Source organism: Arthrobacter sp. SDR-2R, from assembly GCF_057747955.1.
Window position 1 is genome coordinate 2013439 of the sequence record NZ_CM173231.1, and the last position, 14313, is coordinate 2027751.

Annotated in this window: 11 protein-coding genes and 1 pseudogene; 9 read left to right on the forward strand and 3 right to left on the reverse strand. The window is 64.2% G+C overall.

The annotated features are described in order from the left end of the window. Positions 1-128 precede the first annotated feature (128 nt). The 7 genes from mtrA (at position 129) to secA (ending at position 10456) form a co-directional block, all read left to right on the forward strand. The gene (gene mtrA / locus AC3ANU_RS09400; protein ID WP_018768515.1) at positions 129-803 is read left to right on the forward strand and encodes an MtrAB system response regulator MtrA; all 675 of its coding nucleotides are present in this window, start codon (positions 129-131) and stop codon (positions 801-803) included. A 127-nt stretch (positions 804-930) separates the two neighbouring features. Beyond that, positions 931-2703, forward strand: a complete 1773-nt coding sequence (mtrB, locus tag AC3ANU_RS09405) for an MtrAB system histidine kinase MtrB (protein ID WP_224084484.1) — start codon at positions 931-933, stop codon at positions 2701-2703. After that, positions 2700-4415 carry an LpqB family beta-propeller domain-containing protein gene (locus tag AC3ANU_RS09410; RefSeq protein WP_488315879.1) on the forward strand — a complete coding sequence of 572 codons (1716 nt, stop codon included), beginning with the start codon at positions 2700-2702 and terminating at the stop codon, positions 4413-4415. The genes mtrB and AC3ANU_RS09410 overlap by 4 nt, the downstream gene beginning before the upstream one ends. A gap of 116 nt (positions 4416-4531) precedes the next feature. Then, the gene (locus AC3ANU_RS09415; protein WP_488315880.1) at positions 4532-5500 is read left to right on the forward strand and encodes a ComF family protein; all 969 of its coding nucleotides are present in this window, start codon (positions 4532-4534) and stop codon (positions 5498-5500) included. Between the two features lie 144 nt (positions 5501-5644). Then, a complete protein-coding gene (gene hpf, locus AC3ANU_RS09420) occupies positions 5645-6370 on the forward strand; it encodes a ribosome hibernation-promoting factor, HPF/YfiA family (RefSeq protein ID WP_026265659.1) in 726 nt (241 codons plus the stop codon). A 32-nt stretch (positions 6371-6402) separates the two neighbouring features. Continuing rightward, positions 6403-7614 (forward strand): winged helix-turn-helix domain-containing protein, encoded by a 1212-nt coding sequence (locus tag AC3ANU_RS09425; RefSeq protein WP_488315881.1) that lies wholly within the window; start codon positions 6403-6405, stop codon positions 7612-7614. 100 nt (positions 7615-7714) lie between these two features. After that, entirely contained in the window at positions 7715-10456 is a 2742-nt protein-coding gene (secA, locus tag AC3ANU_RS09430; protein ID WP_056388091.1) for a preprotein translocase subunit SecA, read from the forward strand. Between the two features lie 116 nt (positions 10457-10572). Here the strand turns inward: secA and AC3ANU_RS09435 are convergent, their stop codons facing one another. Further along, complete coding sequence (locus AC3ANU_RS09435) at positions 10573-10875, reverse strand: Rv3235 family protein (protein WP_018768508.1); 303 nt, start codon at positions 10873-10875, stop codon at positions 10573-10575. A 305-nt stretch (positions 10876-11180) separates the two neighbouring features. Next, the gene (locus tag AC3ANU_RS09440) at positions 11181-12083 is read right to left on the reverse strand and encodes a hypothetical protein (protein ID WP_134163803.1); all 903 of its coding nucleotides are present in this window, start codon (positions 12081-12083) and stop codon (positions 11181-11183) included. 139 nt (positions 12084-12222) lie between these two features. Here AC3ANU_RS09440 and AC3ANU_RS09445 point away from each other — a divergent pair, with 139 nt between their 5' ends. Further along, a complete protein-coding gene (locus AC3ANU_RS09445) occupies positions 12223-12792 on the forward strand; it encodes a hypothetical protein (protein ID WP_018768506.1) in 570 nt (189 codons plus the stop codon). Positions 12793-12797: 5 nt separating this feature from the next. Here the strand turns inward: AC3ANU_RS09445 and AC3ANU_RS09450 are convergent. Further along, positions 12798-12902, reverse strand: a pseudogene (locus AC3ANU_RS09450) (helix-turn-helix domain-containing protein); the annotation flags it as partial. Between the two features lie 893 nt (positions 12903-13795). Between AC3ANU_RS09450 and AC3ANU_RS09455 the strand changes: the two are divergent. Then, positions 13796-14263 carry a hypothetical protein gene (locus AC3ANU_RS09455; protein WP_488315882.1) on the forward strand — a complete coding sequence of 156 codons (468 nt, stop codon included), beginning with the start codon at positions 13796-13798 and terminating at the stop codon, positions 14261-14263. Positions 14264-14313: the final 50 nt, after the last annotated feature.

Below are 14313 nucleotides of genomic sequence, written 5' to 3' on the forward strand. Positions count from 1 at the left end.
AAAAGGGCGCACCGGCCACGCGGGGCATGACCCCAAGACTATAGTTCCGGCGCCGGACGGCCTAGTGCCCCGCCATGCCGGAAGCCGCTCAACAGGACAAACCCATCCCGATAAGGGAATATATAGCTATGAAGGCACGCATTCTGGTGGTAGATGATGACGAAGCGCTGGCCGAGATGATTGGAATTGTCCTCCGTAATGACGGCTTCGAGCCGGTCTTTTGCGCCGACGGCGCCCAGGCCCTGGACGTGTTCCGGTCATCGCGGCCGGACCTGGTCCTGCTCGATCTCATGCTTCCCGGTATGGATGGCATCGAGGTCTGCCGCCAGATCCGCGGCGAGTCGGACGTGCCCATCGTCATGCTGACCGCCAAGTCCGATACCTCAGACGTCGTCCGCGGGCTGGAATCCGGGGCTGACGACTACGTGCCTAAGCCGTTCAAGCCTGCCGAGCTGGTGGCACGCGTGCGTGCCCGCCTTCGCCCGGGGGACCAGAAAGCGCCCGAAACGCTGCGCATCGCGGACATCACCATCGACGTCGCCGGGCACACGGTCAGCCGGGGCAATGAGCGGATCTCCCTGACGCCGCTGGAGTTCGACCTCCTGGTGGCGCTGGCCCGCAAGCCTTGGCAGGTCTTTACCCGGGAACTGCTGCTGGAGCAGGTCTGGGGCTACCGCCACGCCGCTGACACCCGGCTTGTCAACGTCCATGTCCAGCGCCTGCGGTCCAAGATCGAGCAGGACCCGGAAGCTCCGGAAGTCGTATTGACGGTGCGTGGTGTCGGCTATAAAGCAGGGGTCTGACCCCGCCGCGCAGGACGGGGAACCGGATCAGCGCCCAACCCCGGACTCCGCGGATGCCGTGAAACAGGACGGCGCCGTCCAGGACGTGCCGGAAGCCGGCGACGCCGCCACTCCCGGGCTGCGGCACATGGCGTTCCGGGCAAGGATCTGGCAGCGGCGTGCCCTGATTGTGGCGCTCCGCGTCGCCCGGCTCGTCCGGACGGGAGTCCGGCGCTTCCTTCCCGGTCTGCGGTACCTTGGGCGGGCCTTGCAGCGGCGCTGGCGCCGGTCCATTCAATTTCGCACCGTTCTCACCACCCTGATGCTCGCCGTGACCTCGTTCGCCGTGGTCGGTGCCTATCTGTCCAACCAGATTGCCAACAACCTGTTCCAGGAGCGGCTGACGCAGGCGGAGTCCGAGACCCGCTACAACGTCAAGCAGGTCCAGGAAACGTTCGACGGCGCCCAGGTCACCGACCAGTCCAGCGTCATCACCCTGGTCTACGACACCCTGAACGCGGTGGAGGGCCGGGGCTCAGTGATCCAGCGCCGGTACGTCTTCGAGGCGATGCCGGAGCAGACCAAGCCCCGCAACCGGTGGGTTGAGTCGCGGGCATCCGACCAACTGACGGTCAGCGTCATTCCCCCTGAGCTGCGCAAGGCCGTCCAGCAGTCGGGGAAGGACCAGTACTGGGCTTCCACCGTCATCCCCGTGGGCACCGAGGACCGGCCGGGGATCGCGGTCGGCAACAAGGTGACCTTCAACGGCACTGTCTACGAGCTTTACCTGATCTACGACCTGAACACAGCGCAGCAGACGCTTAACGAGATCCAAAGCGTCCTGTGGGCCGGCGGTGCGGTGCTGGTCCTCCTGATTGGCGCTGTCGCCTGGTACGTCACCCGCAACGTGGTGAGCCCGGTCAGCCATGCCGCGATGGTCTCGGAGAAGCTCGCCGCCGGGCAGCTGCAGGAGCGCATGGTGGTCAAGGGGGAGGACGAGGTGGCCCGCCTTGGCGCTTCCTTTAACCACATGGCCGCCAGCCTGCAGGAGCAGATCACCCAGCTGGCGACGCTCTCCCAGATGCAGCAGCGCTTCGTGTCCGATGTGTCGCACGAGCTCCGGACGCCGCTCACAACCGTGCGCATGGCGGCAGAGGTCCTGTACGACGCCCGCGATGACTTCGACCCCATCAACAAGCGGTCCGCAGAGCTCCTGTACAACCAGGTGGAGCGGTTCCAGTCCCTCCTCTCCGACCTCCTCGAAATCAGCCGCTTCGACGCCGGCGTGGCCGTGCTGGATGCTGAACCCGAGGACCTTCTCCAAGTGATCTCCCACGTCATTGAAGGCGCCGCGCCGGTGGCGGCTGAATACGGTTCGGAGATTGTCCTGACCGCTCCCGAGGGCGCCGTGGTGGTGGAGATGGACGCCCGGCGCATCGACAGGATCCTGCGGAACCTGATCCTGAACGCGGTGGAGCACGGTGAGGGCAAGCCGGTGGCCGTCACGGTCGCGGTCAATGAAACTGCCGTGGGCGTTGCTGTCCGCGACCACGGGATCGGGATGGACCAGGCACAGGCCGCCAGGGTTTTCGACAGGTTCTGGCGAGCCGACCCTGCCCGCGCACGCACCACGGGCGGCAGCGGGCTGGGATTGTCCATCGCCATGGAGGATACGAAGCTGCACCACGGCTGGCTCCAGGCCTGGGGCAGGAAAGGCGACGGCGCCAACTTCCGTTTGACCCTTCCCTTGCGCCAGGACGGTGGCATCACTGAGTCGCCCGTCCAGCTGGAGCCAAAGGACGTCACCAATCCCGGAGCACCGGGGAGCGTTCCCGCGGAACAGGACTACAAAAACATGCTGGTGCTGCAGGCGGGAGCGGCCCGGCCTGCTCCGGTGCGCGCGCCCGAGGAGACACCATGAGGGCCACCGTGCGCCTGGCGAAGTACCCGGCGGCACTGCTTGCCCTGCTGATCGTCCTCTTGTCCGGCTGCGCACGGATCCCCACGTCCGGTCCGGTGGGAAAAAGCAGCGAAAGCAGCGCCGGCAACGTCAGCGCCCCCGTGTTCCTCCCGGCAGCGCCGCAGCCCGGGGCATCACCCGAGACCATCATCGACTACTTCTACCGGGCAGGCAGTGGCTACGAGGACGACTATGCGGTGGCCCGCCAGTACCTGACCCAGGCCTCGGCTGTGTCCTGGAAACCGGACAAACGCGCGCTGGTATACCGGGAGGCGCGCGTTGTGCCCACGGGCACGGAAAACGTCTTCAACTACGAGCTCGATGTGTCCTACACGGTGGACGCCGACGGCATAGCCACCCAGTCGCCGCCGGGAACCGTGGAGCGCATCCCGGTGACGGTGACCCAGGTGGATGGAGAGTGGCGGATTTCGGCGATTCCCGACGGGACCGCCATTGCCGAGGAAACGTTCAAGGTGATCTACGGTGCCTACCCCATCTACTTTTACGACCCCACCTTCACCTATGCCATCCCGGACGTCCGCTGGTTCCTGAAGAACAAGACCGTCAAAGCAATGACCAGTGCCCTGCTGGCCGGGCCCGCCCCGTACCTGCGCGGCGCCGTCGCCAGTGCCTTCCCTTCCGGGATCAAGCTCGCCCGGGAATCCGTGCCGGTGGTGTCCGGGGCCGCACAGGTGGACCTGACAACCAAGGAGCTGACGGAAACATCGGCGGAGGACCGGCTCCGCATGCAGATGCAGCTGACCCTGACATTCCGCAGCCAGCCTGACGTGGTCAATGTTGAACTCCGTGCCAACCAGGACCTGGTCCGGGTGGAGGACAACGGGTCCGTTCTTCCTCCGGTGCTGGACAGGACCGTGCCCTCACGCCAGATCGCCATCAGCGGCAACGAACTGGTGCGCTATGAAAACAACCGCGTCTCGCCGTTGCCTGACATGCAGCCGGTGTCTGCGCTCAACCCCCGCTATCCGGCGGAATCCCCGGTGTCACAGACGGCTGCCTTCCTCAATGAAGGCCGCACCACGCTGTACAGCATCAATCCCGGCCAGCCTGCGCGCGCCTTGACTACCCGGAGCACCCTCACCCGCCCGTCCTTCAGTGTCTCCGACTGGGTATGGACGGCCGGACCCGGTGCCACCGGAGCCACGGAAGTAGTGGCTTTCCATCCCACCGGAGTGGCAGAGGGCGCCGCCGTTCCGTCCGTGACGCTGGCACCCTCCTGGCTTGCCGGCCGCACGGTCAAGGAATTCCGCGTCTCACGCGACGGTGTGCGCGCCCTGGTCATATCCGAACAGAACGGGAAGTCCAAGGTGCAGGTGACAGGCATGATCCGCGCCGCCGACGGCACGCCGCGCGAACTGACCGCGCCCGTCACCCTGGTATCCGGCACCGACCCTGATCAAGGGGTGTGGGTGAATGGCATTACCGTTGCCGTGATGAAGGGGGCGCCGGGTTCCAACGTCACACCGGAGCTGTTGTCCCTCACCTCCGGACAGCCGCAGCAGCTTGCCCCGTGGCCGGGCCTGGTAGCCATCAGTGCCGGGAATGGCGCCGACGACATTTATGTCCAGTCCGGGGAAGGGATCTTCCAGCGCCTCGGCAATGGCTGGTCCCCGCAGATCAAGGGCCCTATCGACCCCGCGTTTCCCGGCTGACACCCTGTTGGCGGTATCGCCAGGTTCTGCCTCCGCCGTCCCGATGGGGCCTGCCTTATGCACATAGCCCGGCCTGGGCCTCCAACTGTGACTGGGCTTCAGGCGACAGTGGAACCATGAAACGGCTCATCCGCAGGAACGGCGCGGCCGGTTCCGGCCACCGGGGGACCCGGAGGGTGGATCCGGACCTTCAACCGCCCCCGCCCTGGGCGGCGCTGCACCGGGGTGAACACGCGGCCGCCCTCCTTCGCCTTGCCGACTGGCTGGCCGGCGCCGTGGCGGATCTGCTCGCCCTGGCCGTCCCTGTGGACTGTGTCTGCTGCGGGGCCGAAGACAGCACCCTGTGCCCATCCTGTGCCAGCCGCATCCGCCAGCTGACCAGGCAGCCATTCCGGGCCGAAAGCGGAGCTCCGGCCCTTATGGATGTCGCCGGCTCCGTCGTGCTTCCCGTCGTGGCAGCGGGGGTGTACCGGGACGAGCTGGCGCAGGGACTGCTGTCGTTCAAACGGCACGGCCAGCCTCAGCTTGGCAGAAGCCTTGGCCGGGCGCTCGCATGTGCAGTCAGGGCCGCCGTCCCTGGCCCCGGCCGATGCCTCCTGGTCCCCGTGCCCACCAGCACGCCGGCCTACGTCAGCCGGGGCTTCAGCCCGGTCCACCTGCTCCTGAAGTCGGCGGCACGGCAGCATCCACGGCTCGACGTCGCGGATGTGCTGGGCAAGACTCCAAGGCCTGGCCCCGTCCTCCCCGGCACCCGCGGATCCGGCAGCGGAAGAGGTGTGGCCGGCCAAAAAGGCCTGGGGAGGGGAGCCCGTTCCCAGCGCGTCCGGGGGTCCATGCGGGTCAAGCCCGGGGCCCGGGCAAAGGTGGCAGGGCGCCCCTGCATCATCGTTGATGACGTCCTCACAACCGGTGCCACGGTGGGCGAAGCAGCCCGCGCACTGCACCTGGCCGGCGCTGTGGTGAGGGGCGCCGTCGTGCTTGCCGCGACACGCCCGCCCGATACCCAGCAGCCGGGCTGCCGGGCCGCCGCGCCGCGTGAAAGCCCGCATGACTTAGAAAAAAATAAACCGGGAAAGGATGAATAACGGGTGGCTATGAACTAACGTCTGAGGTGGGTACCAAGAACAGAATGTACCTTTCGATGGCGGCTCGGAGAGGGGCTCGACTGTCACACAGCCCGGCCCAGGGAAGCGCCGCCGTCGTGTCACCGAAGTCATTTGGAGGGCACCATGGAGTTTATGATCAGCGGACGAAATCTGACAGTTTCAGACCGGTTCCGCGAGTATGCCGGGGAAAAGATCGCGAAAATTGAATCGCTGGGCGACAAAGTCCAGCGGGTCGACGCGAAAGTCTCCAAGGAGACCAATGCCCGGCAGACCGGCGACCAGCTGACCGTCGAGGTGACAGTCCTGGGCCGCGGACCCGTAATCCGTGCCGAAGCAAGCGCCGCAGACAAGTTTGCCGCCTTTGACCTCGCCTACAACAAACTGCTTGAGCGGCTCCGGCGGGCCAAGGACCGCAAGAAGGTCCACCACGGCCGCCACACTCCCAAGGCTGTCCGTGAGGCCACCGCCTCACTCGAACCTGCCAGTGCCCATGAACCGCTGTATCTTGAGGCCAACCACCGGAATGAAGCGGTGGCAGCCCCCGAAGACAAATCGCCGTACGATGTTGACAACGACATCCCGGCCGGAAACTCACCGGTGCTGATCCGGCGCAAGGTCTTTCCCGCCGCATCCCTCTCCCTCGACGACGCCGTAGACAATATGGAGCTTGTGGGCCACGACTTCTATCTCTTCGTGGACAAAGCGACCAACACGCCCTCCGTCGTGTACCGCCGCCGTGGCTGGACCTATGGGGTCATTACGCTGGACCATGAATGCGAGCCGGGAGACACCGTGGTGGAGGAAAAGATTCTTGCCTACCGCTCCGACGACGCCGCCGCCAACGCTTAGGGTGGACCAAACCACCAGCAGAGAGGACTGAATTGTCAGCAACGCTGAGCCTTCACCAGGCACGGCGGATCGCATTGGCAGCGCAGGGACTCCATAAAGTACGGCCCACCGGCCCCGTGACAGCACGGGCGGTGGGCCGTACTTTTGCCCGCCTCCAACTCGTCCAGATCGACTCCGTGAACGTCCTGGTCCGCAGCCATTTCCTGCCCTTTTATTCCCGCCTTGGCAACTATGACCGGGACATCCTGAAGCGCATGTCTGCCAGCCACCCCCGCCGGATGCTTGAGTACTGGGCACACGAAGCGAGCTACATCCGGCCGGAGCATTACCAGGATCTGCTGCTGTGGCAAAAGCGCTCCTGGGTGGGCGCCTCCCGGCTGGATCCCGGGCTCCGCAACGACGTCGCAGACCGGGTCCTGGCGGTCCTGGCCAGGTCCCGGCCCATGACGGCCTCCGAACTGACCGCCCGGATTGGCCACGTTGAGGAAAAACAGACAACCGACTGGGGGTGGAACTGGAACGCGGTGAAACGGGTCCTTGAACACCTCTTCGAAGAAGGGTTGGTATCGGCAGCCTCGAGGACCGGGCAATTCGAGCGCAGGTACACGCTGACAGCCAAAGTCCTCCCACGCCCTGCCGAAGCAGGAGGGGAAGTCGACCCAACAGCTGCGCTCCGCCGGCTGACCGAAGCGGCGGCCCGGGCGCATGGGATCGGAAGCATCCGCTGCTTCGCCGACTACTTCCGGACGCCCGTCAAGGCAACGGCGCTCGCCGTTGCGCACTTGGTGGAGCAGGGCAGGCTGGAACCGGTCAACGTGACGGGGTGGGGGAGGGACGTGTTCCGGCATGTCGAGGCTGTACTGCCGCGGCGTGCCACCGGCCGGGCCCTGTTGAGCCCGTTTGATTCCATGGTCTTTGAACGCCGGCGCCTGCTGGAACTGTTCGGCTTCCATTACCGGATCGAGATCTACACCCCGGAGCCCAAACGGCGCTACGGCTATTACGTCCTGCCGTTCCTGCTGCGCGACAGGATGGTGGCCAGGGTTGACTTGAAGGCGGACCGGACGGGTGGCCGTCTGCTGGTGAGAGCCGCCTTTGCCGAGCCGGACGCACCCGCGGACACCGCGGTCGAACTCGCTGCCGAGCTGAGGCTGATGAGCCAGTGGCTTGGCCTGCCGGATGTGGAAGTGGGGCCGGCAGGAGACCTCGCTGCAAGGCTTGCCCATGAGCTGGCACGGCTGTAAGGAGTATCCGCTCTCAGGGAAAAGGGGGCACCGGCCGCGTGTCTCTCCCGTAGACTGAACACGCCAGAATTCGGCGGCATCAGACTGGGAGCATCTTCACGTGGCATCACTTATCGAAAAAATTCTCCGCACGGGTGACAAGAAAACACTCCGGCAGCTGCGGAACTATGCCGATTCCATCAACGCCCTCGAAGACTCATTCAAGACCTTTACCGACGCAGAGTTGCGTGAGGAGACTGACCGTCTCCGCGAACGCCACCAGGACGGTGAAAAGCTCGAAGACCTTCTACCGGAGGCTTTTGCCGCCGTGCGCGAAGCGTCCTCGCGGACCCTGGGGATGCGCCACTTCGATGTCCAGCTGATGGGCGGCGCTGCCCTGCATTTGGGGAACATCGCTGAAATGAAAACCGGTGAAGGCAAGACCCTGGTGGCGACCGCTCCCGCCTACCTGAACGCCCTCACCGGCAAGGGTGTCCACGTGGTCACCGTCAACGATTACCTGGCCGAATACCAGTCCGAACTCATGGGCCGTGTCTACCGCTTCCTCGGCCTGACCAGCGGCGTCATCCTCGCCAACCAGGATCCTGCCGTGCGCCGCCAGCAGTACGCCGCGGACATCACCTATGGAACCAACAACGAGTTCGGGTTCGACTACCTGCGCGACAACATGGCCTGGGACCGGAACGAATTGGTCCAGCGCGGCCACAACTTCGCCATCGTCGACGAAGTCGACTCCATCCTTATCGATGAAGCGCGTACGCCGCTCATCATCTCCGGCCCTGCCCAGGGGGACACCAACCGCTGGTACAGCGAGTTCGCCAAAGTGGTGCTCCGGCTGCAGCCGGAGAAAGACTACGAAGTCGATGAAAAGAAGCGCACCGTCGGCGTCCTGGAGAGCGGAATTGAAAAGGTCGAGGACTACCTTGGCATCTCCAACCTGTACGAATCCGCGAACACGCCGCTGATCGGGTTCCTGAATAACGCCATCAAGGCCAAGGAACTGTTCAAGCGGGACAAGGACTACGTCATCCTGGACGGCGAAGTCCTGATCGTTGACGAGCACACCGGCCGCATCCTGGCCGGGCGACGCTACAACGAAGGCATGCACCAGGCGATCGAGGCCAAGGAAGGCGTCGAGATCAAGGCGGAAAACCAGACCCTTGCCACAGTCACCCTGCAGAACTACTTCCGCATGTATGACAAGCTTTCCGGCATGACCGGCACCGCCGAGACTGAGGCGGCCGAGTTCATGAGCACCTACAAGCTCGGCGTGGTGGCCATCCCCACCAACCGGGACATGCAGCGGATAGACCAGCCGGACCTCGTGTTCAAGAATGAGGTTGTCAAGTTCGACGCCGTGGTGCGGGACATCGCCGAACGCCACGAAAAAGGCCAGCCTGTCCTCGTGGGCACCACCAGCGTGGAGAAGAGCGAGTACCTGTCCAAGCTGCTCGCCAAGGAAGGCATCCGGCACGAAGTCCTGAACGCCAAGAACCACGCCCGCGAAGCCGCCATTGTCGCCCAGGCGGGCCGGAAGGGCGCGGTTACCGTGGCCACCAACATGGCCGGCCGCGGCACCGACATCATGCTCGGCGGCAACGCGGAGTTCACCGCCGTGGCCGAGCTTGCCAAGCGCGGGCTGGACCCGGAGGAGAACTCGGAAGAATACGAGGCAGCCTGGCCTGCGGCACTTGAAGCTGCCAAGCAGTCCGTGAAGGACGAACACGAGGAAGTCCTGGACCTCGGCGGTCTCTATGTCCTGGGCACCGAGCGCCATGAGTCACGCCGCATCGACAACCAGCTCCGCGGCCGTTCCGGCCGCCAGGGCGATCCCGGGGAATCCCGGTTCTACCTCTCGCTGACAGACGACCTTATGCGGCTCTTCAACTCGGGAGCCGCGGAACGGCTGATGAACAGCTCGGTCCCGGACGACGTCGCGCTCGAATCCAAGCTTGTCTCGCGTGCCATCGCGTCCGCGCAGGGCCAGGTGGAAGGCCGGAACGCCGAGCAGCGCAAGAACGTGCTGAAGTACGACGACGTCCTGAACCGTCAGCGCGAAGCGATTTACAGCGACCGCCGGCGCATCCTTGAGGGCGATGACCTGCACGAGAAGGTGCAGTTCTTCATCGAAGACACCATTACGGCGCTGATCGACGCCGCAACGGCGGAGGGGAACGGTGACGACTGGGACTTCCACCAGCTGTGGACCAACCTCAAGACGCTCTACCCGGTCAGCGTTTCGGCGGAAGACATCATCGAGGAAGCCGGGGGCAAGTCCAGGGTCACCGTGGAGCTGCTGAAGGAGGAAATCCTCTCTGACGCCCGCCTGGTGTACCAGGCCCGCGAGGAGGTCATCGGCTCCGAAAGCATGCGCGAGCTCGAGCGCAGGGTGGTCCTGTCCGTCATCGGACGCAAATGGCAGGAACACCTCTACGAGATGGACTACCTGAAGGAAGGGATTGGCCTGCGCGCCATGGCACAGCGCGATCCGCTGGTGGAGTACCAGCGCGAGGGCTTCGCCATGTTCCAAAGCATGATGGAAGCCATCCGCGAGGAAAGCGTTGGATTCCTCTACAACCTTGAGGTGGAAGTAACCCCCGCCCAGGATGTAGTAGTACAGGATGCCGCCGGCGGGCATACCGAGCACGTTGACCCCCAGGTTCACGCCGCCGGCCTCGAAGCCCCCGAGAAGCCTGCGCAGCTGCAGTACACGGCTCCCTCGGAAAGTGGAGGAACCCAGACACGCGTGGAAACGCGCGCCGGAAGCGGTCGCTCCGGCAATCCTGCCAAGGCAGCTGCCCAGGATGCAGCCAAACGCCCCGCGAAAAAGAAGAAGCGCTAGCAGGACAGCTGCAGGTACCCGCCGGCGGCGGCAAACAGGGCAGGGACGGACGCGTCCCTGCCCTGTTTGCGCGTCGCCTGTTCCGTACCACCGCACGCCCCAGGTATTTCGACGGGTCAGCCGATGACAAGTTCAACAACCCGCCACACCTGCTTGCTGCGCTCAAGCCGGACAGCTACGGCACGGGCCCGCACATCATCCACCACTACAGCACTGGCCTCGTAGATTCCGTCGGCCACTTCACAGACCCGCACGGAGCGGACTGTTGAATTCCGGTGGAGCCGGGCCAATGCAGGATTGCCGGTCCTGGTGAGCTCGCGCCTGATCAGCGCTGCCCGGTGCTGCAGCGATGCCAGGCAGCGCGGGTCCAGGCGCCGCGCCAACTGCTGGATGGGGCGGATGCCGGCGAGGACCTCCATGGAAGCCTGAACTGTCCCGCGGGTAATGGCCCTGACCTCCGCAGCCTCGCTAACTGGCCGCAGCGATGGAGGGGTTGCCCCGGTGGATTGGCCGGAGCGGGTTGGCGTCGACACAGGCAGCGGCTTTGCGGGACCGGCCCCTCCCTGCCTGGACTCGGTGGCCGGACCTTTAACGGCCCGGATAGGTGTCACTGCGGTCATGGCGTTCCCCTTGGTTGGTGTGACTGGTGATTAGGCTTGCTTCTGGTTCGACGTGATGTTGGTACTTTGACCGGTTATTGGTGCGAGTGGGTCACTTACAGCGGCTACGACGCTGCCGGCGCCTGGAGTATCTGGCCTGGAAGCAGGACATCCGGGCTTCCACCGATCAGTGCACGGTTCGCGGCATACCAGCGCGGCCATTCAAGAGCGATGTCCACATCCGATGCCTCCGGGCCCAAATGGGTGGCTACGATGTCCCACAGCGTGTCGCCCGCGAGGACCGTCACTGCCTTTGCCGGGCCACCCCTGCCATTGGCACCAGGGCCACTGCCGCCCCACTCCGGCGCGGTCCTGGTTTCCGGTCCGGCCAGGAGGCCGGGCTCCACCACAGGGGGAGCGGGCTGCCAACCGGGGTCGATCGGAGTGACGGTGGGCGGTGTCGTGGAATTCCATGCCGGCGACGGCCCTTCCCGGCCGGTTGGCGCTGCTGCAACCGGGAGAGGCGGGTTTTTAACGCGCACACCGCCCGGGCTGTCGCTGACCGTGGGCAGCGGACCATCTTGGGGAGCCGCCGGGTCTGACGGAGCCGATGACGCCACGTGTGCCTGTGTAGGCGTCCACTCGGGCCCGGGAGCGCTTAGGACCGCCGCATGTGCGGCGACACCTGACGCGAGTTGTATTGAGAGTGCCGCGACAACTGCCCTCCGCATGAAAGCGGGCGAGAGCCTCCGCGCGGCCGCTGCGGCCCGCCGTCGTCCCAGGCGTTCCAGCAGAACGGATGCCCCGGCGGTCAGGATCGAGACACCCCACCAAAGGAGAAGGCCAATGCCGGTGGCCGCTGTGGTCCCACCCAGGAGGAGGTCCACGGATTCGCCCTGGTGCCGGGCCATGGATTCCTGCCACTGGGACAACAGGCCCGTTCCGAGGAAGCAGAGCAGAATGCCGAGTACCAACAGGGCCAGGACCATGCAGGCATCCGACCAGTGGATTTTGTCTGCCCGATCCATTAGTACTCCTTTGATAGCGTTTGATGCTGTTTATTGATGTTTGAATCAGTTTGGACCGCAATCAAAGTATTTGTCCATACGTTAGAATGAAAAAGACGGCGCATTGACGGGCCGGACAGGGGGACCCTACGCTGGCGGAATGCGCTGGGATGCACTCTTCAATGACATGGAAAGCCAGCTTGCGGAGGCTGAGCGGCTGGCGCTGGACAGTGAGGTCAACGAGCGCGCGCGGGCAGAAATGGTGAGCCTGCCCCTTGAAGGCAGGTTGCGCGCCGCTGTTGGGTACCGGATCGGTGTTCAGCTCATCTGCGGCGAAACGGTGCACGGGGAACTGACGCATGCTGGAGCGGATGCACTGGTCCTGGATGAAGGCCAGCACCAGGTGCTCATCCCCTATGCGGCGGCGGCACGCTACGTTGGCCTGGGCAGGCACGCATTGGCGGAGACTTCACCGGTCCGCCGGTCGATCGGATTGGCGCATGCCCTGCGTGGCCTGGCGCGCGACCGGGCGGAGCTCTCGGTAACGATTGGTGGTGGAGCCGGGACCAGCAGGCTGGCAGGCGTGATCGACCGTGTTGGCAGGGACTACATCGACCTGGCCATGGTCAATACCGGGGAGCCCCGGAGGGGTCACAGTGTAGGCCAGGTTTCAGCAATACCTTTCACGGCCCTGGCCATGATCAGGTCATACAAACCCGGCGGGAGCTAGCGGCGTCAGACGGACTTCGAGCGCGATTCCTGGATCATGCGGCTGGCCTCGGCGTAGCGTTCCTCGATGTACTGCTCCAGCATCTTCTCTTCGACCCGCCATTGCCCGCGGTTATCTTGCCTGGAATGAGCTGTGGGGATTGTTCGTTTTGGCATGCAACTCGCCGCTCCTTACACTTTTTGCGGCCGGCGTGAGGATGGAGCCTGACGACCTGGAGTCATTGGGGTAAGTGGGTCAGAACTACGGTTACGATGGCTGCTCCCAGTACGACGAATCCCGCTCCAGCGATTCTGTAAATGCTAGCGTCCGGAGCCGAACCGTTGAAGAACACTGAAGCGTTGTTTTTTGCGAATTGGCCAAGCCAACGGGCGGATCCCTGGAAGTCCGCAACTACCGAGAGGCCAAGCAACACGGCCACTGAAGCCGCACCTATGGCCGCTGCCCCGAGGAGCGTCCTGTTCGTTTGACCGAGCAAGGTCAAAGCGATGACCGCGACAAAGAATAGAATGCCCAGGACTTTCAGCGGCCACGGCACTGGTGCATTCGACTTCACAGGCTCCCCCTGGTTCGGACGGACGATCCCGAGGCTCTGTGAGCACGGCGGGCATGGCTGAACTGAATCACTGACATGTCATGGGGGCAAGACGCTTGCGCAGATCTTGTGGCCTGTTGCGACGGCGGAGCGGCAACCCGGTGCTCCGGAGCGCGGTGAGGGCCTGGCTGCGCCGGCCGAAGTTTTGATCAAGATCGTTGTTTTCCTTCCTCCCCGGGGTTAGCCTCTGCCTGTATTGGGGTGAGGTCGTGACCAACGGTTCGAGGAGCCGGGACATTCTTGTCAGGCACAGCCATGCAAATTTGACGACGAGAGTCGAGCCACTCGCGCTGCAAATAAGGGGAGGGAATTACGATCGGACCACCAAGGCCGGAACCAAGCCTCGAGCCCACGCCGCGGCGTTGGCTGGAGAAATTCTATGACTCGGGTATCGCTAACATCGTGCCGCCATTGCTGATGTTTTTGGTGGCGTTCGATCCGCTTCGTCAAGCTCTTGGGTGGTTGCCGGCCTTTGTCATCACTGTGGTGGCCGGTGTTGTTTTAGGGTTTGTCATTTCCTTGCCGGTCGTTCCTTTGAAAAAACAACGCGCCAAGCAAGACGCGGAACGAGGGATCGTCGAATGCGTCCACCGGGAAAAGGGATCAACCCTCCGGGGACGATGGGCCACTGGGTATGCCAAGGCAGAGCCAGGCAGGCTCCTGTTTCAAGCCAAGACTGGTCAAACCGGCCCGCTCTACGGAAGCGTCGAGATATACATAGCTCCCCGCCCGCTCGGCAAGCCCGTAAAAGCCCCGTTTTCAGTATTTCCACGAGGAGAAATCATGGCTTTTGCTACCGACAAAGGGGAAGTGGAGTTGGCTGCTGCGCCTTCAAGCTTGAAGCTACTGACTGAACTAACCACGCGGGACGGCCACTGAAACCGGCTTCAAACCAACCTCTCGCCGCCTGGGAAACGCATTCATCCAAG